Source organism: Brevibacillus sp. NRRL NRS-603 (genome assembly GCF_003013445.1).
Classification (GTDB): domain Bacteria; phylum Bacillota; class Bacilli; order Brevibacillales; family Brevibacillaceae; genus Brevibacillus; species Brevibacillus formosus.
Genome location: NZ_PXZN01000009.1, coordinates 87,029 through 109,771 on the forward strand (window position 1 = coordinate 87,029; position 22,743 = coordinate 109,771).

Below are 22,743 nucleotides of genomic sequence, written 5' to 3' on the forward strand. Positions count from 1 at the left end.
CACACATGGTTGCCACGCGGGTAACCGTGTGTTTGGTGTATGCAAAAACGGTGAGAAGAAGGGGGGATTGGCATGGAGAGAGAGGAAGCCTTGCAGCATTTCAAGGAGCACGAGGTGCCGAAGAGAACCATTGCCAGCCTGCATGCCTTGGATGCTTACTATCAGGCGAATAAAGAGAGGCTCGCAAAAGAATTTCTCCGTTCATTTGAAGAGATTTGCCGACGAGTCGTTGACATGCAGGAGCGAGGGGAAAAAGGCAAGCTGGCGCACTTGACCTATTCCATGCTGCGGACGGAGCTTCTTCTTGGAAGCAGTCAGTATTTGTTGGAAGCTACGGACAGCAGTTGGTTTTTCGATCCGGTGGAGTGTCAAGCCAGCTATGATGCGAGCTGGGCATTCCGCTTTTTGGATCGGCTCGCAGACGAATGGAACGAGGCTGCCAGAGCGTATGCCGGACACGTAAGACTTCCCGATATCGAACGGATCAAGCTCGTGGAGGCAGAGAAGTTTCATCAATATGTCGTTCACCTGATCCGTTATGCCATGGTGCAGGCTGTTCAGCTGGAGGTTTTTCAACAGGTGGACAAGGAGCCGGAGCTGGAGGTGCGTGTCGGAGAATATCTGGATCAAAGCGAGATCGTGTACTGTCTGGACACTCGCCACAAAGATTCCGAGATGATCCGTGCTTGGCTGGAAGAAAAGCAAGAGCTGGAATACGGCTACAAGGTTTTGGCTGGCCTCGATCTGGGGCAAGGGCAATTCGATGGTCTTGATCTTCGTTATTCGGACCTCTCTGACAGTCAGTTAACGAAAGCAAACCTTCGCGAAAGTGTTTTAGTCGGAACGAGATGGCATCGTGCCCAGCTAAAAGCGGTTGATTTCGGAGACAGTCTCATTCATGGAGCGGATTTTACCGGAGCGAATCTGCTAGGCGCGAGCTTTCGTGAAGCGTCCGGGCCAAGGGGTCTTTTGGAACCAGATGCGTGGGAGATGCCCGGTTTTGATGGCGTCTTGTTCGTCGGGGCGGACTTGACCGGAACTGATTTTACTGGAGCCGATCTGCGCGGCGCAGACTTTACAGATGCGATTTTGACCGGAGCGAATTTTAGCGGCGCGCTTCTGGAGAGAGCCGTATTCTCGGAGGAGGCCAGGGAGTCCATTCTGTTGGATGAGCTTCAGGAGCGGCATGTCGTTTGGCGAGAGGGGAGTCAGGCATGAATTATTTCATCTTGTCACAGGACGAGCGCATCGCGAGTCCGGTAGAGCCAACTGGCGTTTTTGACGTCATCCGGCAGGAGTGGCTCACCCCGGATTATCAGGAAGAGCTGGACGAGGCGATCATCCAGTTCGACATCAAGCAAAAGAAAGAGAACAACTACCTGGATTTTCTCGACAGACCCATCCCGCTTTATTCCAACCGCTTAAAGACAATCATCCACAAGTTCGCACCGAAGCTGTTTGTCAAATCCGTCGTGTTGGTGGACATGGAGCGGGTCAAGCAGGATTTGTACTGGCTGATAATCCTGCCGCGTGTGAACTGCCTGTCAGAGCAAAGCGAGTTTCACAAGGACGGCTCACTCAAACGGCTAGTCCTCGATCCAGAAAAGATTGGACGCCATACGATTTTTCAAATCGAAGGGATTCGTGAACCGTATATCATCATCGATTTGCGGCTGGCAGAGGCTTTGCTGCGCAGGGACTTTTCTGGCATCCGTTTGAAAAAAGTGGAGCAAGCAGGGAGGAGAATGAGTCATGCCCATGATTGAAGATGTCAATGTAGTGCCTTCGTCCGCTCCGAAGAAAAGCTACGTCGTGGCAGGTGCGATTCTCTCGTGCGACTACGGGAGCCAGAAGAACAAGCTGAAAACGCCGTTTAGTCATGGCGTGTACATTCGCAACCAGGCACAAATGAACGTGAATGACTATATGCCGAAAGTGAACATTATGCCGTTTGGCAAATGCAAATGCGAGAAAAATCCAACCGTCGCAGCTGCTACTGCTGCCAACAACGGCGTGCTCAAGCCGATGCCATGCGTTCCTGTGGTCACCATGCCCTGGATCGATGGCAAGGCAGATGTACTCGTGGAAAACCATCCCGCCCTGTTAAACACCAGCACAAACATGTGCATATATGGAGGCTGCATACGCATCGAAGACGACGGACAGGAGCAATCGTGAGGGGGATTGTATGAATACGACAGAGAAGCTGGCTGGATACGAGAACATCCAGTTGGTCTCGCCCTTTGAAATCCAAAGCCTGCAAGATGTCAGAATCGTGAAGAAAGTCAATGAGCACGCCAGATTGTTCGTCACCGCAATCATCCCGGAGGAAAAAAGCGACCGTTACATTGAGATGGCGACGAGTGAGGATACAGTCGCGCTGAATTTGGTGGAAAACGGTTCGCTTACAAAGACACTGTTCAAAGGACTCGTGGATTCCGTCAGTGTGAACTTCGTTCGAGGTGTGTACCATTTGGAGCTGGAAGCGGTCTCGCATACGCAGCGAATGGATGGTCAGCGCAAAATGCGCTCTTTTCAGCATAAACAAATGACGTATGCCAGTCTGCTGGATGAAATCACAAAGGACTACCCCGGCTCGGATTATTTGGACCATGCTTCGAACGGAGCGCCGCTTGGGACCATTGCCATCCAGTATCAGGAAACAGATTGGCAGTTTTTAAAGCGACTGGCCTCCCGCTTCGGTTCCATTCTCGTCGCTGAGGCAGTGGCAGATACGCCAAAATTCTGGTTCGGCTTGCCAGAGGGACGTACTGCTCAACTGACAGACGCCAGCTACACCATCAGCAAAAGGCTTTCTCCCTATATGGAAACGACAGAAAACGGCTATGCGGAAGGTATGTCGGAAAACGATTTTCTCACCTATGAAGTAGAAAGCGGACAGGTCCTCCAGCTCGGAGACCGTGTGAACTACCAGGGAAAAGAGCTTGTTGTCGCCGGGTCAACAACGAGGATCGACCATGCCCTTCTCATTCACACCTATCAGCTCATGCCCGAAGCAGGCATTCGTCAAAACCCTATCCGCAACGACGACATATGCGGCGCTGCCCTGGAAGGCAAGATCATCGACATCCAGAAGGATACCGTCAAAATCCACCTCGACATCGATCCGAAGCAGCCCAAGGCAGAGGCGAGCTGGTTCCCGTATGCCACGGTCTATTCAGCAGAGGGCAACAGCGGTTTTCATTGCATGCCGCAAATGGGCGACTCCGTCAAGCTGTACTTCTCCACGCCAGACGAAGAAGGCGCAATGGCAGTCAGCTCCGTGCGAAAAGGGGGAGGCAGCACGGCGAAAACGGGCAATCCCGGTATCAAGTACTGGGGAACGAACTTTGGCAAAGAGCTGATGATGGGCGGCAAGGAGCTCGTTCTTACTGCCAAGGAGAGCAAGGAAGGCAATATTTTTATCAAGCTTCATGAAGAGGACGGCATCGAGATTCACAGCATGCATCCCATTGTTTTTTCCTCGGAAAAGGATATGGAGATTACGTCAGACACCAAGGTTGAGATCAAGGCCAAGGAAGCGATCTACCTCATGTGCAGCACCAGCAGTATGATTTTGGACGGGGAAGTGGATCTCCAAGCGCCGAAGATTGAGATGGTCGGGCTGACGAAGGCGCCTGTGGTTGTGGAGGATTTGCCGCAGGAGGAGGAAGAAGAGGAAGAGGAGCAGCAGGAAGAGGAAGAGTCTGGCTGGGGTGGATTTCTGGATGGCTTGCAGCTTGGACTGGATCTGGTGGGTCTCATTCCGGGTCTGGGAGAAATAGCGGATTTGGCGAATGCGGGAATCTCGCTCGCTCGAGGAGACTATGCAGGAGCGGCGCTATCTCTGGCGGCGTGTATCCCCTTTGCAGGATGGGGAGCTACGGGTGCAAAGCTGGGGATGAAGGCTCACAAGGCTGTCACGAAAGGGAAGAAAGTTGCCAAGGCCACAGAGAATGCGACAAGCGCTACGAAAAAGGCAAAAGCTATCGTGAAGAATAAATCTCCGGGAAATGGCAGGGGAAAAGTGAGAACCGCAGCGCGCAATGCAAAAGAGGACATGAGCGAGCTGGAGGCTGTCCAGAAGATGAAGGATGGCATGCTGGCCAAGGCGATGCAAAAGCCTGCGGTACAGAAATCGATAGAGATTGGAAAAGAAGTTGCTCTGGAAGTGGGCATGGAACTTCTGGACGAGGCAACAGGTGGCGTGGCTTCATTGGCATTTGGAGTCGCAGGATCGCGTAGGGGGAGGAAGACTGGCGGTTCTGCAAGCGGGTCTGGCACGGGTAGATCAGAACCACAAGCAACCCAAAAGGATCGGTCACCCGACAAGGATCAAGCGAATGAACAGAAGTTACGGAAAGTGGCAAATGGAGATTCAGATTATTCCGGGGAAGTTCCGAAAAAAGGGGATACAAATAAGAAGTCGGGAGGAGGAAATGGTCAAGATACGGAGAAACCACCTAGTAAGCCTCAAGAAGGTGAGGGGACGGGTGAAGAGAAGAAAAACATAACTGGTGAAACTAGTAGCACTAAAACCGGTAAGAAGGTCCATAAGCAAAAGGCAGATGAGCGTCGTGCTAGTGGCGATTACGATTTGGTTAATGAACCTTTAAAAGATAAAGATGGAAAAACAATTGAAGTACCAAAAAGAATAGACAAGCAGGGCAGACCTTCGAAGAAAACTCAAAAAGCTATACCCGATGCTGTACAAGGACCACCAGAAGGAAATATCATTGATGATAAGCCACTGGGTAGACCAATTTCTAAAGACAAGCAAGAAATAAGAAGATTTATTGATGCGTATAAGATCAAGTATGGTGAACCACCTAAACAGATAATAATAGAACGATATGATCCAAAAACAGGAGCTCCAGCTGGTCGTGAAACCTATGATCCTAATGATTTTAAGATCCCATAAAGTATAGGAGGAATTTATGGAGTATCAGGTTTATAACGAAAACAATTATAAGGTCATTGTTACAGATGAACAATTGAATGAAGCTTTTCATAAAAACGGGGTAGAGTTACCTGTTGAGATAATAATTGCTATGGGTGCTTCACACGATACAAAGTATATTCCGAGACTACTTGAAGCTCTCTCTCATCAAACACAACGGATACGAATTGAGGCAATGTATAGTTTGCTAAGTCTAAATGATATTGGCTGTGTCTCTATACTTTCAGAAAAGGAGAAAGCGATCTTAGAGGATGATTTTAACGCTCCGATAAGTGAAAAGGCAATTCTCCAGTCCGTGCTCATACGTCTTGAAAAAGGGCCAAATGGCACTGAAGAAGCATTTTTCAAGGGAGATATCCTTCCTATTGTTAAGACAGGGTTGTTATATAATTATTCTAGCAACTTAGTTTTAACTATGAAAGATGTGCAATTTATCATTAATGCACTGAAAGCGTATGTTCATAAGAGTGAATTCTGGATGGCAAAAATGAAAAAAGATGAATATGAAGATGTGATAATTAAAGGATTAGAGGCACTTTGGACAGCAGCCGAAGATAGTTCCTTGTTAAGAAATTTAGATCCTGAATACAATGAAAAGTTAGTTGAAGTAGGGACTCACGTGTTGAAAATGAAGATAGATTCTTATGCAAAAGAAATCATTGCAATATTTGCAAAAGCATTGTCACCCGAGTATGCCTATTTAATGTTAGAACCTATTATGAATGGACGCGCAAAGGGTGATGTCAAAAAGGAACTAGAAAAATCAATTCAGATTCTCCGCCAAAATGAAAGGGGAATCGAATAGAAAATGGGTATGGAACATAAAGCTTATTTATTTGATACAAATGGTTTTATGAAAGAATTAAGTGAGACTATCATTACTTCGGGTACTACGAATAATATTAAATTATTGAAGGAGTTTATTTTTAACCATTTGGGAATTGTTAGATCTGTATACACAGGGGAACTGCTAGATAAAGAGTGGGAACAAGAATTAGAAAATGGTGAGGTTCAAGAACTAGCTGATTTTGCTATGACATGTTACTATTCTCCAGATGAAGAACAGGGATTATCTTATTTGTGGGATGCACTGATTGAAGCACTAGTTAAGCTACCTACTAAATTTGATCCTAATTATTATATTCTCGGGCGTCCATTAGAATCAGAAATGTTTATTCTTGATCCAGGAGGAATGGGACTGGGATTTGTATACGCTGAAGACGTACCTAGTATGTATAACGAACTACTTGAATTAAAACGAAACCTAATAAGTAATGGTTTGCCGTCAAATGATTTAGTATATCATGCATCTTTTTCAGAATTAATAGAGGCTTATGACGAACTCGTAATCCTCTATAAAGATGCAACAGAAGCGAAGCGAGGTTTATTAATGACGTTTTAATAGATTTGACAAACTAAATCTCAATTTAATATTTCTAGGGTTACCTGGGTCTGTCAGGGTCTGCCTAAAATTTTTGTGTAATCAGATTTCAATCCCAGCAACAAAATCGTACAATACAACCAACAAACCAAACACTAAAAAACCTGACAAACACGCTTAGCAACTTTCAAAGGCTTATTCCACTTGAACTATAGAGGAGGAATAAGCTTTTTTGTTCATGTCAATTTTGTCCTTTCACAAAAGATAAACAGTTCTAATCGATACTTTGGTGGATTGGGTAGATAAACGTAGCAGCGTTTAAGCCGGGGGATTTGCCAATAAGTCGTCTGTACCTTAAGTACTTCCAAATACTTAGGAACGATATAGACTCGGCATTTTTATCAAAAGGGCCTCCAAAATTAACAATGATCGAATCGAAAGCATCAGATTCTGCTAGTTTCAGTTATTCTGATAAACAAAAATTAGGTGGCAAGGAGTATTTTCAACAAATGCTTAATAATGGTGATTCTGGGTATGCTGATTTTAAGGAGAAGCTAGAAAAAATTTGATGGAAGAAAACCCTGGACTTAAATTTGATTTTATTAGGGTTGAAACAGATATAAAGATAACAAAAACAGGATTTGGTGTAGATGAATTAAAGGTAAAAGACTGGAATAAAGAAATAGATTAAACTTTTAGGAGAGTATAAATGTTAAACCAAAAAAAATTAGACATGGCTTATAAAAGATATAGCAAAAATTTTGTTGATGGGATCAATTTTAATGACATTAAGGAAAAATATGATATTAGCAAAAGTAAAATTGAAAGTATAGTTGAATCGAATGCAATAGAGAAGGATCATATTTTGTTGGTAAATCTCAACAAAATTTTCTCTTTCTACTTGTCCCAATGGAAAAACGATGTATTGATTAATGGTGGTAACAGACCCGAAGGATTAAAAAGCATGCTAATGGTAGTTTTTTATCAATGTATGGGGCAAGATCTTTATAAAATTCGTTATCCTGAGATGATACTGGGATATTCATTTAGGGAGGTAATAACAACCTTAATACATTTCACAATGTTTGGCTGGGAGAAAGAAGAAAAAGTACTATTTGATTTTATTGTTGAACATTTTGGCAGTAATTTATTGGAAGCAAACGATTGGAACAAACACACCTGGTTTTTACTAGAGTTATATTTGCAATATAGAAATAATACAATTATGGGAACTAAAGAAAAAGTACATCTAAATGTGAAAGAAAAATTTAAGAATGCTGGGCTACAATGCGGTTTAATACCTGAAGATATAGGTGTTTATAGTGAAGTGTTGGAAAGATGGTCAACACCTAGTTCGGAAGAAATCGAAAATTTGGTCGGGAAAATGGTGTTGTATCATTCACAATTAGCCTCAGAAATAGGACAACTAGGTGAATTTGGTGACTTCAGATATGGATTCTATCCTTTTGAAATTTTGTTCTTGCTTTATGTGAGGAAACAAATGGATTTGTATGTCCCGAAACAATTTGAAGATCTATTGATGAATACCCCAGAAGCGAAGATGGTGTTTGGAGACCCTGAACCATACCCTGAATGGGACCCTTTGTTGCTCCAGATAGATAATTTTTATCGTAAAAATTACCCAGAATATATCCCGAACAAACATGGAGTATTGTTTCGATAAATAATATACGGGGGAAGTCAATATGTATGGTCAAGGTATAGCACAGCTGATATTCCCAGATAGCAAAGATTTAGAAGAATTTATTAGTGATCATGAAGAACTGGACTTACACGAAAGCTTATTAAAATATGGACTGTCCACAAAGAAATTTTTGTTTCTTGATTATAAAGGTGAACAGTATCAGGAGATCGTCAATTATATTCTGGATTATGAATTCAATCTTCAAAATGAATTAGCTTCACAAGAAGAACTTGAAGAGCTCGGAAATTTTGAGTATGAATATGTACCTGAAAAGATAAGGGAAGCAAATAGGATACTATCACAAAGGGGATATGGATTATTTACTTATCCGACCTCTGGTGACTTTTATGCATTATTCATCGCCCGGCTGGAGAATAAAACAAGATTACTGGAAGTAGAGCTACTTGCTGACGAAAGAATTCCTTTAAAAGAAAGATATATAAAGTATTATTCCTAAGATGGGGAAAACTGCTGATCCATGATTCAAAAGCGGCAGTGACTACGTGAAGACGAGGATTTTAAAACAAAAGAATATTATTCTAGCATTGGTAGACAGGTCAATCATGTGCATTTACTAACATGATTGACCTGTTTTTTTTGTAGCTTTTCTTTCCAGCTCAACTGACAGACGCTAGCTACACTATCAGCAAAAGGCTTTCTCCCTATATGGAAACGACAGAAAACGGCTACGCGGCAGGTATGTCGGAAAACGATTTTCTCACCTATGAAGTAGAAAGCGGACAGGTCCTCCAGCTCGGAGACCGCGTGAACTACCAAGGCAAAGAGCTGGTCGTCGCCGGGTCCACCACGAGGATCGACCATGCCTTGCTGATTCACACCTATCAGCTCATGCCCGAAGCAGGCATCCGGCAAAATCCCATCCGCAATGACGACATATGCGGCGCTGCCCTGGAAGGCAAGATCATCGACATCCAGAAGGATACCGTCAAAATCCACCTCGACATCGATCCGAAGCAGCCCAAGGCAGAGGCGAGCTGGTTCCCGTATGCCACGGTCTACTCGGCAGAGGGCAACAGCGGCTTTCACTGCATGCCGCAAATGGGCGACTCCGTCAAGCTGTACTTCTCCACACCAGATGAAGAAGGCGCCATGGCAGTCAGTTCTGTGCGAAAAGGTGGAGGCAGCACGGCGAAAACGGGTAATCCCGGCATCAAATACTGGGGAACCAACTTTGGCAAAGAGCTAATGATGGGCGGCAAGGAGCTCGTTCTTACTGCCAAGGAGAGCAAGGAAGGCAATATTTTCATCAAGCTACATGAAGAGGATGGCATCGAGATTCACAGCATGCATCCCATTGTTTTTTCTTCGGAAAAGGATATGGAGATTACGTCAGATACGAAAGTTGAGATCAAGGCCAAGGAAGCGATCTACCTCATGTGCAGCACCAGCAGCATGATTTTGGACGGGGAAGTGGATCTTCAAGCACCGAAGATTGAGATGGTCGGGCTGACGAAGGCTCCTGTGGTTGTGGAGGATTTGCCGCAGGAGGAGGAAGAAGAGGAAGAAGTCGTTGAAGAGGAGCAGGAAGAGGAAAAGTCTGGATGGGGTTTCCTCGATAGCTTACAGCTTGGACTCGATATCGTCGGGATGATCCCTGTCATCGGAGAGGTTGCAGACGTCGTCAATGCAGGGATATCTGTCGCACGTGGCGATTATGCGGGTGCGGCTATGTCGCTAGCGGCCGCGATTCCAGGTGCGGGTACGGCAGTAACTGCGGCAAAGCTGACGACGAAAGCAGTGAAGGCAACAAAAGCGATGACCAAGGCAACAAAAGCGGTCAAGGCAGCGGACAAAGCACTGGGTGTATCGAAAGCGGTAAAGGCGACGGCCAATGCAGCAAGCGCAGTGAAAGGCAAGGTCGTCACTGCTGCGCGGAACATTCAGGAGAGTATGGACAAGCTTGCCGCTGTGCAGAAGCTGAAGAAGAGCATGGTCGGCAAGTTCATGCAGAAGCCTGTTGTGAAGGAAGTGTTGAAAGAAGCGGGATCTGAGGCATTAGATTATGCAACGGACGGTGTCTTCTCGACCGTAACGGGAATGGCCTGGGCTCGGAAAAGAATCAAAGGGAAGCACAAGAAACCAGGCAAGGTAAGAAAGATGAACGTCAAAAAAGTAAAACCGAAAAGCTGCATCAAAGACCCTATCCATGGAGGCACCGGAGCGCAGTTTATCGTTCATCCTGCCCTCAAGCTGTATGGAGCCGAGACGTGGACGTTTGAGCTGCATTACAACTCCCTGCTTTTGCAAGAGGGCGCACTGGGCAAAGCATGGACGCACAATTACGAAATGCGCCTGGAATTCCTGGATGAGACACGCGAAGAAATTATGGTTTGGTGGAATGCTGGCCGCGCGAATACCTTTACTCGTGTTCAGGACGGTTTATATCGGTCCAGCGATGCGGACGTCTTTTTTGACGAACTGAGGGAAAGACAAGACGGCTATACGCTGTGGGTCAAGGAAACGAGAGAGACGTACGATTTTGCCAGAAATGGACAAGCACTTCGCCATACGGTGGCTGCCGGAATGTCGTTGCTCTTCAGCTATGACCAGCATGGCAGGCTGAATCGCTTGACAGAAGAGCGGAGTCGTCGAGCGTTTTCACTGGAATATGGGGCGGATGGCTTGGTGTCAGCATTGTCCGATGGGACTCGTTCCCTTCGCTTTTCGTATGATGCCGACCGCAGGATGACACGCTACACCAATCCGAATGGTGTTGTCACTGACTTGTTCTATACAGGAGATGACCAACTGGAATCTCTGGTATCCGATGGCGTCATCGTCTACACGAATACGTTTGACGAAGAAGGACGCATCATCTGCCAGACAGACGCGGCAGGCATCCCTGGTTATATTTACTACGACACCGAGAGCCGCCCAGGCATGATGGTCACGACCTTCACAGACGGCAATGGGCATGTCGAGGTCATGATCCATGACGACAATGGTCAGTTGCTGGAGAAGACTGAGAAGGATGGAACGGTCACCAAATACTCCTATAATGAGTGGGGACAAACGACATCTGAAACAAACGGAGCGGGCGAAACAACCACTTACACGTATGACAATCGCGGGAATCTGGTAAAGGAGACAGATCCTCTTGGCAATACGACTACGTATACGTACAACGAGAATGACCTACTGACAGCAGAAGAAGACGCGGAAGGCGGAGTCACGACTTACGCCTATGATGAGCACGATCGGCTGGTTAGCATTACACGACCAGACGGCTGCACCTCTTCCATCGGGTATAACGAGCACGGGCAAAGAAGCACTTATATTGATTTTACAGGAGCAAAAACCACTTATCACTACGATGGACAGGGAATGCCTGTTTCCGCTCAGGACCCAGAAGGGCGTATCTTCCGTGTTGGCTTTGACCCTACAGGCAGGATGACAACCTTTACAGATGCTTATGGGGGTTCGCTGCGTCAGGTATTCGATGCCAATGATAATCTTGTTGGTGTCATAGATCCTCTCGGAAGGATGCATTCCTTCACCTATGATACACAGGATTGTCGAGTAGAGGAGACTACGCCTAGCGGAGCATCGACGAAGATCGGGTACACGATTACAGAAAAAGTAGAATCCATAACAAATGCGTATGGTGAAACCACTCGTTATGAGTATGACAAGGAATGGCAGATCGTTGGTGTGGTAGACCCAACCGGGGCGAAAACCAGCCTCGAACGCGATGCCATGGGCAGAGTGACATCAGTCACAGATCCTTTGGGAAACACCCAGCGCTATGAATACGATGCTGCCGGGCGCTTAACGGCTGTCTATGATGCATCCGGACAGAAGGTGAGCGGGCTCACCTATGATGGCGCAGGAAACATTCTTGCCCATATAGACGGACTCGGACGATCAACCCAATACCAATTCAACAAGCTCCATCAAGTTATTGCCACGACGAATGCGGCTGGACAGAAAACCAAGTTCTCCTATGATGCAGCCGCACGTCTGACAGAGGTATTGGAAAATGAAGCAGCTGTCTACAAGCAGCAATACGACGGAGAAGGCCGCCTAACTAGCTATACAGATGCCAATGGCAATGCCACCACCACCACCTTCTCCTACGATGCCAGTGGCTTGCTATTAGCAGAGCGCAATGCTACCGGAGAAGGAACGACCTACCGCTATGACAAGCGCGGATGGCTGACCGACAAGACCAATGCGCGCGGTCAGGAAACGCACTATCGCTACGATGCAGCCGGACAGCTCATTGAGCAGCAGGACGAAGCGGGGACTGTTCGCAGGACTTTCGACGCCGAGGGTCGCGTAGTAAGTGTCAAAGAAGATGGAAAAGACACCAAGCGTCGTACCTACGATCTTTTGGGGCGAATCGTCTCCAGCACAGATCAGTATGGGAATACGCTACAGTACACATACGATGCGGGAGGCAGACTGGCAACGCTCGTCTATCCAGATGGCAAGACGGTTCGCTATACCTACGATCTCGCAGGTCAATTGACCACGGTCACAGACTGGGCAGGTCGTGTTACAAGGTACACGTACGATGAAAATTACCGCCTCATCCGTACAGAGCGACCGAACGGCACGGTAGAGCAGCGTCACTATGACGCAGCCGGACAGCTTCTGCGTCTTTGGGATCAAAATGCGCAAGGCGTCATGCTCCAGCAATATCGGTTTGTGTACAACGAGCTCGGGCAGATCATCCAAGAGGAAGAAAAGCAGTACACCTATGATGCTCTGCGGCGCCTTACGAGCGGAGCTATGGCAGGACGAAAGATTCTCTATACCTATGACCAGGGCGGGAATATTACCGCAATTGGGGATTCAGGTTCGAGTCTTGCTACAACGATGGCGTACGCCAAGGACAATCGGTTGGACACGGTAGATGGTCAATCCGTTAAGTATGACGAGGACGGCAACCTTCTGTTACTACCAGGCAAACATCAGCCAGAAACGTATGCGTATGATGCCCGCAATCGTCTTGTTCGTGCTGGACAAGCTCGCTACACCTATGATGCAGAATACATCCGTACCTCGATGACTTGGAATGGAAAGACGACACGGTATGTGGTTGACCAAAACGCTGATCTGACTCAAGTTCTTATGGAACTGGAGGAAAATGGAGCAGCCAAAGCGTATTATGTATATGGACTGGGGCTCATTGGCCGTGAGGATGTGCAAGGCGACTATTTGTCCTATCACGCGGATACGCGCGGGAGCACGACCCTGTTGACTGACGAGCATGGTCGAGTCACTGACCGTTATACCTACGGATTGTATGGTGAACTGGAAGTACACGAGGGCAGGACGAAACAGCCGTTTTGCTATAACGGCCGCGATGGAGTCATGACCGATCCGAATGGGTTGTATTACATGCGGGCACGGTATTACCATCCCGGATTGAAGCGGTTCCTGAATCGAGATGTTCTCCAAGGAAATATGACGGACGGGCAGACGTTTAACCGTTTTGCTTATGTGAATGGTGATCCGATTGGGTTCATTGATCCGTTGGGGTTGATGAAGTGTAAAGAAGAGACGGGTATTGATGCTTATGGTGGATATTATAAACGTAAGCAACAAAGAACCTATGATTACAATAATAAAACAGGGAAATGGGCACCTGCGAAAAAGGGGACAGGTGATACTCAGGAAATACTCTTCGGACAAAGGCGTATATCCGATACATTTAGAATTAACAGTGGTGCACCAGATTATATTGAGGGACGGAAATTGGCAGATGTAGCGGCAGATTTGGAGTCTGGTAAATTACATCCTGATCAATTTGAAGTTAAATATTTCATTGACCCTAACAGTGGAAAAAAAGTAGCTGAAAGTAATAGAACTCTTGCAGTATTAAGTATGGCAGGATTAAAACCAACTAAAACAAAAGAAATAATACCTAGCCAAGAGGTTTTAAATCGATTGGATCCAAGCTTGTTGGAAAATAAACCAATAAAGTATCGTGGTGAGACATTTAATATGCCTGGGAGAGCAATTCCAGTAACTGTTGGACCGAACAATTTGGAAATACTAGATATTGTAAGACTTCCATAGAGATGCGGAGGTGAATATATGATCAAAATGAAAGTTGTACCTGTTAAGGTGCCATGGATGATAAGTCCATCTCATGATTTTGCTAGTTTTATTGGTCATGAAAATCGCGAAGTAAGTGTACAAGTTATGTGCGGATATAATACTAAACACTATGATAAGGTTATTGCTAACCTAGAGTTGAAATACGGAGGTGACATACCAGACGAAGAATATAATAAAGCTGGAAGTGTAATCATCGAAATTAAATTTACTCCAATATGTCTTTTTAATATATATGGAAAAATGGATGGTTATGAGAGATATGATTTCAGCATATTTGACCCTTACTATTATGGAGGTTTGTCTATAGGTGATGAGTGGAACAAAACCGATATTTGCCCAAATCCAGGATTTTATGAAGTTGTTGAATCGAACCTAAAAGAAACTTTTGGTTTCATATCCCCTAGAGTAAAGCATTGGGTATTGCGTGGACATGATTCTTGCATTGATGTGTTAGCATATTCTTTTGAATGGAAGGAGGTAGAATGGTAAAATTTATTGATCTCGGATAATAGTTTTTAGGCACATGGATTTATTCTAAATCTCTATTAAATAACAACAAAGGCAGTACAATAAAGCCCTCAAACCATACACTAAACTTAATAAACTTAGAAAGCTTATTCCAACTTGAACATTTAGAAGGAATGAGCTTTTTTCATATCCAAGATGAAAGAAGAAAAGCATATGGCTAAAACAAGTGCAGAATAAAGTAGGTTTAATTACTCAGGCATGAGCACAGTGTTATCGGTTACGAGGATGTCATTGACTATTGCTAGGAGTACGAGAGTTACGGTAACAGGCGGCAGAGTTGAGATGCTCTTATAGGTAGCAACAGATATCGGGATGTTACTCGAGAGGGCTAAGAGCTTTGACCAGTTAGTTGACCATAAGGACGGACATTATCCGAGGATATTAAGCGGAAAAGAACGAGAGATGGCACAAGTAGCCGTTTAGTTATAATCGTCTCGATGGAGTAATAGCCGACCCGAATGGTTTGTATTACATGCGGGTACCGTATTACACTCCCGGGCTAAAGCATTTACTCGACCGGGACGTTATCTGTGGGGATACATAATTGAGGTTAACCCTAAAATGGTAAATTCTGCATAATAATCAATAAACAAGTCATTTGACACCCCGAACGGTAAGGTCCCAATTACCAAAGTTGTAAAACAAGGGCCAGATCAGGTGATAAATCTCCAAAAGTTAACGATTACAAGAGAAACAAGAACAAATAAAAATACTACACATAGTAAAGATGATTAGCTTACAAAGAAGAGTAATTCATATCATGAAAAGAAAAAATTGGATCAGGGGGAATAGCCTGATGGAAAAAATAATAGAATTTCTCACTTGGGCTGAAGAAAAAGGATGGGAAGTTAAAAAACGGATCGATCGTGAACTAACATTGACGAATGAAATCGCTAATCGATATCCAGTAATACCAGAACAATTTGATCAATTTCTTAAACGGGTAGATACTTGTGTAGCAGCAGACGAAAAATCTTGGTTTCTATGTGTAAACGATTATAACCGAGAAGTAGAACTAGCGTTTAGTTGGGATGAGTTTAAGAAAATAAGTTTAGAATCGGCGTGCGACGATGACTCGTGGAAGCAAGAGATTACAAAATTTTGGGACAGGTATTTGCCCATAGCTTTATCTGTAAGAAATGGTTATACCTATTATGCAATAGATCTCGGGAGTGAATTTGGTTCAATCGTATGCGGTTCTGAACCTGAATTTGAAGAAGCTGAACAAATTGCATCTTCGTTTAATCAGTTTTTAGATAAAATCATGAAGAATAGCGTAAACTTTGCATCATTTTAATCGAGCAGTATGAGGTGAGGCTATGTCATATGTAACATTTGATTGTACACAGTTCATTTCATTTGATTCCGATAATGAAGCTGATGTTGCTGTATCTTTGAAAGAATTTGAAGTTGCCAATCAATTCAAAGTGTTACCGAAAGATGAAATTTTGCCCAATAAGATAGCTCATTTGAGACATTTTCTTCATTCAAGCGTTTTTGAAATGGTGAATCAAGAATTCATTGGAGAGTTTGACGAGTGGTTGGAAAGAGAGGAAGTACCAGTTGATATTTTAAGTTTCAGCCGCAATATTCAATTGTTCGTGCAAAACAAGCATGTGCAGAATGCCACAGTAATCCTTGTTCGATACGCTCATGATGAAAAGAATGAAGATCGCATATTTGTTGGGGAATTTCATAAAGAGCATATTTTGGAAGGATTGTACCATGCTTCTTGTTTTGAAAACGCAGGAAATATTGTTGTTTTGAAAATGAAATCGAATGATGGGAGCTAAAACATGTATAATCTGCTCATCATAAAAGAAAAATGCCCCAGATGTGGCGTAATCGAGCGTACAGAAGCAGAATTTAAAATGGGCTATATGAATCTAGATTCCTACAACCTTGGTGATGAAATCAGATGGGCGTCTGGGCAGTGTAAACCCCCTCACCAAAAAAGACCATCGGGCGGAAATGCAACAGGGGAAGGATATGTATGTTGTCCCTGTTGTGGAAAAGACTTTTGGCTCATCATAATAGTGCAACATGATGTCATTCTGCAAGTAGAGGTAGATTACACTAAGAACGGTTATATCGAATAGTTTTCTCTAATTAACAATCCAGATCGGCCTAGGACTCTCCAAGGCTTTTTGCGTTTTCCCAAATCCCACACTTTCCCCATACTTTTCACGAGGTTATGCCGAACATTCCAGGCGCACATACGGTACGATTTGTTTGTAAGAAAGAAACCATATGAGCCAGGGAGTGTTCACACATGAAAAAAATGCTTTCCGTATCTGTAATCGCAGCCAGCTTGCTGGTAACGAGTGCGGTAGGAGCTTTTGCGGCGGAGAAAGAAGGAAAAGGAGCAGGGTGGAGCAGCCTGCCTGAAGTTCAATCACTAAAAGCATTGCAAGTAGAGCAAAAAGCTTTGCAAGATAAACTGAAAGCACAATCGCAAATCAACCAACAGGCATGGGACGTTCTTTGGGGCGATGTGACGAAAGAAGTACGTGAAAAGGTAAAAAGTGCTCTGGAAGAAACGAAGCCACTGCGCGAAGCAAACAAAGCGCTGTCTGCTGAACTGAAAGAAGCGAAAAAAGCAAAGGATAAAGAAAAGGTAGCGAGCATCAAGGCTGAAATCGCCGCAAACCATACCGCCATCGAAGAAAAACTGGCGCATATCCAAACAGAATTGACCCAAGTTAAAGAGAAAAAAGCGTCCTTCAAAGAGATGAACCAACAATTGAAGCCAATCCGCACGGAAAAGAAAGAGAACAAAGAGCAAGCAAAAGAACTAAAAACAAATGAGCAGAACAAAGTGAAAGAAGCAAGAGAAGCATTCAAGGCTGGTGACAAGGAGCAAGCAGCTGCATCCTTGCAAGAGGCTGCTGATCTGTTGAAAGAATTGATCGAGGTACAAAGCGAGATTTTGGAGCAAAAGCAAGCGATTTCCGAGATTATTCAATAAGGAACGTCTACGAGAATAGTGACACCCGAATCCTGTTATTGACTAGACAGATGTTCCCCCTCACATAAGAGACAGAAAGCCCGTTGCACGCCAGCGGGCTTTTTTCATTCCTCAATTCGTCAAACTCCTTTGAACCATCTATACTAAGATGGAAGATAAATACATAGGGGCAGGAGGAGTTTCACATGGATATTCTAGAGAGAGCGGGTACGGTTGAGAGTAGAGAGGATATGGTTCAATTCATTTCTCATTTGATTAAGGATTATCAGCAAAATAAAATAGAGTGGGCGAATATATCACTTGAAGAGTTCCTAAGTGGGATGGAGTCATGGATTGAGGATTGCGATAATATGTTAGCTGATCTTGAAGGTGTAGACTGGAATTTGTTTGCTACCATTTTAATTGCAGGAAGCCGTTATGAGTAAATAGGAAAAGCTCTTGAACCAAATTCAAGGGCTTTTGACGATATAAGGGTTATCATAGGTGCGAAGGCCCTCTCCATGCCTCAAAATCATACCATTCAGGACTAATGACCCATTCATAAAATACCAAATAATACCGATTGTAAGATTGTGTGTAAAATAATGGTCTAATTTGGAAGGGTGAATCCATTTCCCTAGGAGTATCGGAGGAGGGGGTTCATCTGGCAGGGAGGGGATACCATGAGCAATCGAACACTCACTTATGGAGATATACAAGTTTCGCCCTATGAGTTTACGCATTTGCAAACGATGAAAGTCGTGAAAAAGATGAACGAGCATGCACGCCTAACGCTCACGGGGATCATTTCTGAAGAGCGAAAAGATAGCTACGTGAACCAGACAAATGCGCAAACACTGATCAGCGTGGCACTGGGGGATGAATCGGGCAAGCCGAAAACATGGTTCCAGGGTATCGTCTTGCGCGTCCATGTCAAAGCGGTTCGCGGTATATATTACTTGTCGCTTGAGGCTGTTTCTCATACGTATTTGTTGGATGTCAAAACGAGAAAGCGTTCGTTTCAAAACCCGGCGATGACCTATGCGGGGCTCGTAAAAACGGTGCTGTCCGGGTACGGAAAAGCTGATTTTATTGACTCTGTTACGAATGGCAAAGCGTTGAATACTTTTGTGATGCAGTATGAGGAAACCGATTGGCAGTTTCTGAAGAGGATGGCATCGCGTTTTTATACAGGCTTGATCCCGACAACGGCTTTTGACATTCCCAAGTTTTATTTCGGTTTGCCAAAAGGTCAAGATAAAGGAAAGCTTGCCGTTAGTCATTATACGGTGCATAAGCGTGTCGGAGATTACCAGAGTGATGCGGAGAACAAGGTTCCGGGAATCGATGACCAGGACTATACCGTTTATGAAGTACAGAGCGAACGAGTGCTGGAGGTCGGCAATGAGGTGAACTTCAAGTCCAGACCACTTGTCGTCGGAGAAGCGGTCACGGAGATGAAGGAAGGCATTGTCACGCACACATACAAGCTTTATCCACGCCTAGGTCTGGCGCGTAAAAAGCAGTATAACCATGCCATCATCGGGGCGTCCATCCAGGGCCGGGTGCTGCAAGTCCAGAAGGACAATGTGCGGGCCAAGCTGGACATGGATGATCAGCAGGATCAGAGCACGGCATATTGGTTCCCTTACTCCACCATTTATGCCTCCGAGGATCAAACCGGATGGTATGTCATGCCAGAGCTGAACGACCAGATTCGGATTTATTTCCCGAGCAAAAAAGAAGAGGATGGTATCGCGATCAGCTCAGTTCTCAAGGAAATCCCAGACGACGACAAGCCAGCTCCCAAAAAGAAAGCCGCACCGAAAAGCAATGCAGGTGGGGGGGGAGGTGGCGGGGGAGACCGGATGAAGGACCCTGCTGTAAAGACGTTTCGTACCAAATATGGCAAGGAAATCGTGCTGGCTCCTGACAAAATTGTGATCACGACAGGAGATATGTCGATCACGATCAGTGATACGAGTGGAATCGATATCAAGAGTAGCCAGAACGTGAATATAACGGCGGATAAGGACATGAAGCTATCAGCTGCTTCTCTTCATATTAGTGCGGATAAAATAGAGCTGAGTGGAAAGGGAAATACGATCAAACTAGAAGACAAGATCGAGCTGAAAGGTTCGGAAATCAAGATGAACTAGAGGGGGGCATTTGCATCCATGAAGAAAGAGGAAGCGCTCCAGCATCTGCACGATAACACCTTCCGGCCAGCATTGGCTGAAAGCGTAGCGGCACTCGAGCGTTATTTCCAGCAAAACAAGGATAAGCTCGTCCGGGAGTTCGTGGAGTCTTTTCGGCAAATGCTCTTGCATATTGAGTTCATGCAGAACAAACAGGAGCTTCCCCCTGTCGGTTTTATTCACTATTCATTGCTTCGGACAACCGTATTGGATGGCACGCACACATTTTTGATGGAGGCTTATACGGAGCAATGGTACTGGGAGCCAGTGGAATGCTATGCACGTTACGATGCAGCATGGGCATTGCAAGAGGCTTCCAAGCTCATTTCGCTACTGGACGAGCGCCGAAAAATGTACATGGGGATCATACACGCTGCTGATGTCGAGTTTATGGTGCTAAGGGAAATGGAGCTTTTCGCTCAGTTTGTCACAGCGCTTGCTCGAGTGGCAATTCCAGAGGTCATTAACCTGCCTGAGTACCAACAGATCAGGAAAGCAGATCGTCTGTACATACGATTGGGCGAATTCAAAGACATCAGTGAAGTGGTGTACGTAGAAGAGCGAATCAAGCGGGAGGAGAAGGAGAGCAGAAGCCTGCTTGGGCAACCAAAAGGAACATTTTGCACCCATGAAACATTCGCCCACATGGATTTGCCGCGAAGCAATGTAGATGCACTGGATTTGCGCTATTGTGATTTTAGTGGCAGTAATTTTACAGACAGTCAGTTCCGTGAGTGTGTCCTATTCGGAACAAGGTGGGTAAAAAGCAAGCTTCAACGCACCGATTTCAGCCATTCGCTTCTTTGTGATGCCGATTTTCGTCATGCTGACTTGAGCGGAGCCATCTTCTCTTATGCCGAGGGCCAGGGAGTCAGTGCGGACGAGCTGCATCGTGTACCGGGCTTACTCGGCGTCCAATTTGCCTATGCTGATTTGGAAGGAGCAGATTTTCGCCATTCTCGTCTGTATCATGCGAATTTTCATGGAGCGAATATGCGGAATGCCGTTTTTTTCGAGAAGGATCGTGAGCGCTTTGCATTGAGTGAAACACAGATGCAGCAGATTGAGTGGAAAACGGAATAAAGGAGGCGGGATGACATGCGCGATTATTATTTGCTAGCAGATGACGGTCGAATGGCTCAAAAGGTCGTACCATCGGGCCTGGGGCTGCAAAAGGAAAACACCTTCGAGCAACTCCCGCCGATATCCGTTCTTGAGGTCAACACGGATGGTTCTCATGCCTACACAGATTGGTTGGAAAAGCCACTGCCGATGATTTCAGAGCGGATGAAAACTATTACTGCCAAATACAATCCGAGCATACAATGGAAGCGCGTCGATTTGATCGACAGCAAAACCAATCTGCGAAACGTCTACTGGGCCATGCAAGTACCTGTTGTAGATTGCCTTTCCATGGAGACTGCGTTTCATTTGAATGGAACGGTAAAGAGGCTTGTATTAGATACCGATAAGATAAAGGTACATCATTTCTTTAAGGTTCAAGGGATTTTGGAGCCGTATATCGTGGTAAGTCTGGATGCTGCGGAAAGCTTCCTACGCAGAGGCTTGAACGGATTTGTTTTGCAAAAAGTAGAGCAGGCACTGCGGAGGGAGCTATGACGATCTATTGGGATGAAAAGATTTTGGATGTATGGAACAGCATCCAGACACGGCGTCAACTCGCTGAAATGGAAGAACAGCAGGTGCAATTGACGCTTGCGGAGTGTTTGGATGGCGTGCGAAAAGGCTACTTGGAGTACGAAGGACGCAGATTCGAATTCGCGGAGAATGTACTCTTTGACGGGCAGTTGGGAATTCAGCTGCCCCGTTCGATGCAGCTCATGCCGAGGGGACGTGGGTCAAATAGCCCAGGGAATCATCAGCACGAGCAAATTTCCTTTAAAGAGGAAGAGAGCGCGGTCATGCTCGGCATGAATCATATGGCACATCAGTTGCCGATGAGCGGTGTGGAACCGTTTGTGCAGGCGATGACAGCACAAGTCAAAAAGGCGCAGGCAGGCTTGCAGGTCGTACATCATGAGCTAATCGAGCTGAATGGATGCAGAGTTGCCTGCAGCGAATTCATCATTCCGGTCGAGGACAAAACCTACTATCAAATTTTGTTCGCGACATCAGTAAACGGGCGGGCATTACTCGGGAGCTTTCATTTTGAGTCTGAGGAAGTGCTCGTATGGCAGCCTTTGGCCCATGCGTTGATTCGCACGCTGCGGGTAGAGAACATTTGATCAAGACAGAACAGGGAGGTTTCCAATTGGAACAGCAGCAACATCAACAGCAATGGCAAGTGAGTGTTCCTGAAAATGAGCGGGTCATGTCGGTCAAGGAATGGCTGATTACTTTTTTAATTATGATGGTGCCCGTGGTCAATCTCGTGATGTATTTTGTTTGGGCATTTGGCAGTGAAGGCAATCTAAACAGGAAGAACTGGGCAAAAGCGAACTTGCTGATTATGGGCGTTTGCATCGGATTGTACTTATGCGTATTCTTTTTACTTATGATCGTGGCATTCATCGCGACATCGGTTAAACAATAGCAAGAACAGTTGAATGGTAAAAAAACGTGGAGGGTATAGAATGGATCACCAAACGTATGTGGAAGGAAGCGTAGCGGAAAACGAAAAGGTTATGAAAATGAAAGATTGGATACCCGTCTCGTTGTTCTTGATGCTTCCGTTTGCGAATATTGTTTTTTTATTTGTCTGGGCTTTTGGTTCAGATGGGAATCTGAATCGTAAAAACTTTGCCAAAGCTAGCTTGTTATTTATGGCCATTATTTTGGGTATATATTTCCTCTTTGGTACGATAACCGCAATTATCACGTTTATTTTAATCGGCATGGAAGGACAATAAGGGACGATACTAAGACGTCAATCAGGCATATTCCAACTCGAATCACCGAGGAGGAATATGCCTT

General features: G+C 45.2%; 21 protein-coding genes. All 21 read left to right on the forward strand.

Annotated elements, in window-relative coordinates; all coding sequences use genetic code 11:
• Nucleotides 1–72: 72 nt before the first annotated feature.
• Complete coding sequence (locus C7R94_RS05135) at nucleotides 73–1,218, forward strand: pentapeptide repeat-containing protein (protein WP_106778750.1); 1,146 nt, start codon at nucleotides 73–75, stop codon at nucleotides 1,216–1,218.
• On the forward strand, nucleotides 1,215–1,766 hold the full coding sequence (locus tag C7R94_RS05140; RefSeq protein ID WP_106778751.1) for an imm11 family protein: 552 nt from the start codon (nucleotides 1,215–1,217) through the stop codon (nucleotides 1,764–1,766). The genes C7R94_RS05135 and C7R94_RS05140 overlap by 4 nt, the downstream gene beginning before the upstream one ends.
• Nucleotides 1,753–2,178 carry a DUF4280 domain-containing protein gene (locus C7R94_RS05145; RefSeq protein ID WP_106778752.1) on the forward strand — a complete coding sequence of 142 codons (426 nt, stop codon included), beginning with the start codon at nucleotides 1,753–1,755 and terminating at the stop codon, nucleotides 2,176–2,178. Before C7R94_RS05140 ends, C7R94_RS05145 begins: the two co-directional genes overlap by 14 nt.
• A 10-nt stretch (nucleotides 2,179–2,188) precedes the next feature.
• A complete protein-coding gene (locus C7R94_RS05150; protein ID WP_233220483.1) occupies nucleotides 2,189–4,921 on the forward strand; it encodes a contractile injection system protein, VgrG/Pvc8 family in 2,733 nt (910 codons plus the stop codon).
• A 16-nt stretch (nucleotides 4,922–4,937) separates the two neighbouring features.
• Nucleotides 4,938–5,765 (forward strand): hypothetical protein, encoded by an 828-nt coding sequence (locus tag C7R94_RS05155; RefSeq protein WP_106778753.1) that lies wholly within the window; start codon nucleotides 4,938–4,940, stop codon nucleotides 5,763–5,765.
• A 3-nt stretch (nucleotides 5,766–5,768) separates the two neighbouring features.
• Nucleotides 5,769–6,362: a hypothetical protein gene (locus C7R94_RS05160; protein WP_054974813.1), complete on the forward strand. Its 594-nt coding sequence runs from the start codon at nucleotides 5,769–5,771 to the stop codon at nucleotides 6,360–6,362.
• A gap of 544 nt (nucleotides 6,363–6,906) precedes the next feature.
• Entirely contained in the window at nucleotides 6,907–7,032 is a 126-nt protein-coding gene (locus tag C7R94_RS30800; RefSeq protein ID WP_255576533.1) for a hypothetical protein, read from the forward strand.
• An 18-nt stretch (nucleotides 7,033–7,050) separates the two neighbouring features.
• Nucleotides 7,051–8,025: a hypothetical protein gene (locus tag C7R94_RS05170; RefSeq protein ID WP_106778754.1), complete on the forward strand. Its 975-nt coding sequence runs from the start codon at nucleotides 7,051–7,053 to the stop codon at nucleotides 8,023–8,025.
• Nucleotides 8,026–8,047: 22 nt separating this feature from the next.
• Nucleotides 8,048–8,503 (forward strand): DUF6630 family protein, encoded by a 456-nt coding sequence (locus C7R94_RS05175; RefSeq protein ID WP_106778755.1) that lies wholly within the window; start codon nucleotides 8,048–8,050, stop codon nucleotides 8,501–8,503.
• 209 nt (nucleotides 8,504–8,712) lie between these two features.
• Nucleotides 8,713–14,094, forward strand: a complete 5,382-nt coding sequence (locus C7R94_RS05180) for an RHS repeat-associated core domain-containing protein (RefSeq protein ID WP_233220484.1) — start codon at nucleotides 8,713–8,715, stop codon at nucleotides 14,092–14,094.
• A gap of 18 nt (nucleotides 14,095–14,112) precedes the next feature.
• The gene (locus tag C7R94_RS05185) at nucleotides 14,113–14,625 is read left to right on the forward strand and encodes a hypothetical protein (protein ID WP_047071488.1); all 513 of its coding nucleotides are present in this window, start codon (nucleotides 14,113–14,115) and stop codon (nucleotides 14,623–14,625) included.
• An 835-nt stretch (nucleotides 14,626–15,460) separates the two neighbouring features.
• On the forward strand, nucleotides 15,461–15,961 hold the full coding sequence (locus tag C7R94_RS05190) for an SMI1/KNR4 family protein (protein ID WP_106778756.1): 501 nt from the start codon (nucleotides 15,461–15,463) through the stop codon (nucleotides 15,959–15,961).
• A 22-nt stretch (nucleotides 15,962–15,983) separates the two neighbouring features.
• Complete coding sequence (locus tag C7R94_RS05195) at nucleotides 15,984–16,457, forward strand: hypothetical protein (protein WP_106778757.1); 474 nt, start codon at nucleotides 15,984–15,986, stop codon at nucleotides 16,455–16,457.
• Nucleotides 16,458–16,936: 479 nt separating this feature from the next.
• Entirely contained in the window at nucleotides 16,937–17,632 is a 696-nt protein-coding gene (locus C7R94_RS05205; protein ID WP_106778759.1) for a hypothetical protein, read from the forward strand.
• Between the two features lie 185 nt (nucleotides 17,633–17,817).
• Nucleotides 17,818–18,057 carry a DUF7660 family protein gene (locus tag C7R94_RS05210; protein WP_106778760.1) on the forward strand — a complete coding sequence of 80 codons (240 nt, stop codon included), beginning with the start codon at nucleotides 17,818–17,820 and terminating at the stop codon, nucleotides 18,055–18,057.
• A 237-nt stretch (nucleotides 18,058–18,294) separates the two neighbouring features.
• Nucleotides 18,295–19,770 (forward strand): contractile injection system protein, VgrG/Pvc8 family, encoded by a 1,476-nt coding sequence (locus tag C7R94_RS05215; RefSeq protein WP_106778761.1) that lies wholly within the window; start codon nucleotides 18,295–18,297, stop codon nucleotides 19,768–19,770.
• Between the two features lie 18 nt (nucleotides 19,771–19,788).
• Nucleotides 19,789–20,892, forward strand: coding sequence for a pentapeptide repeat-containing protein (locus C7R94_RS05220; RefSeq protein ID WP_106778762.1), 1,104 nt, complete (start codon nucleotides 19,789–19,791; stop codon nucleotides 20,890–20,892).
• Between the two features lie 15 nt (nucleotides 20,893–20,907).
• Nucleotides 20,908–21,429 carry an imm11 family protein gene (locus C7R94_RS05225; RefSeq protein WP_106778763.1) on the forward strand — a complete coding sequence of 174 codons (522 nt, stop codon included), beginning with the start codon at nucleotides 20,908–20,910 and terminating at the stop codon, nucleotides 21,427–21,429.
• A complete protein-coding gene (locus C7R94_RS05230) occupies nucleotides 21,426–22,055 on the forward strand; it encodes a hypothetical protein (RefSeq protein WP_106778764.1) in 630 nt (209 codons plus the stop codon). The genes C7R94_RS05225 and C7R94_RS05230 overlap by 4 nt, the downstream gene beginning before the upstream one ends.
• 26 nt (nucleotides 22,056–22,081) lie before the next feature.
• Complete coding sequence (locus C7R94_RS05235) at nucleotides 22,082–22,363, forward strand: hypothetical protein (protein ID WP_106778765.1); 282 nt, start codon at nucleotides 22,082–22,084, stop codon at nucleotides 22,361–22,363.
• 40 nt (nucleotides 22,364–22,403) lie between these two features.
• Complete coding sequence (locus tag C7R94_RS05240) at nucleotides 22,404–22,679, forward strand: hypothetical protein (protein WP_106778766.1); 276 nt, start codon at nucleotides 22,404–22,406, stop codon at nucleotides 22,677–22,679.
• Nucleotides 22,680–22,743 lie beyond the last annotated feature (64 nt).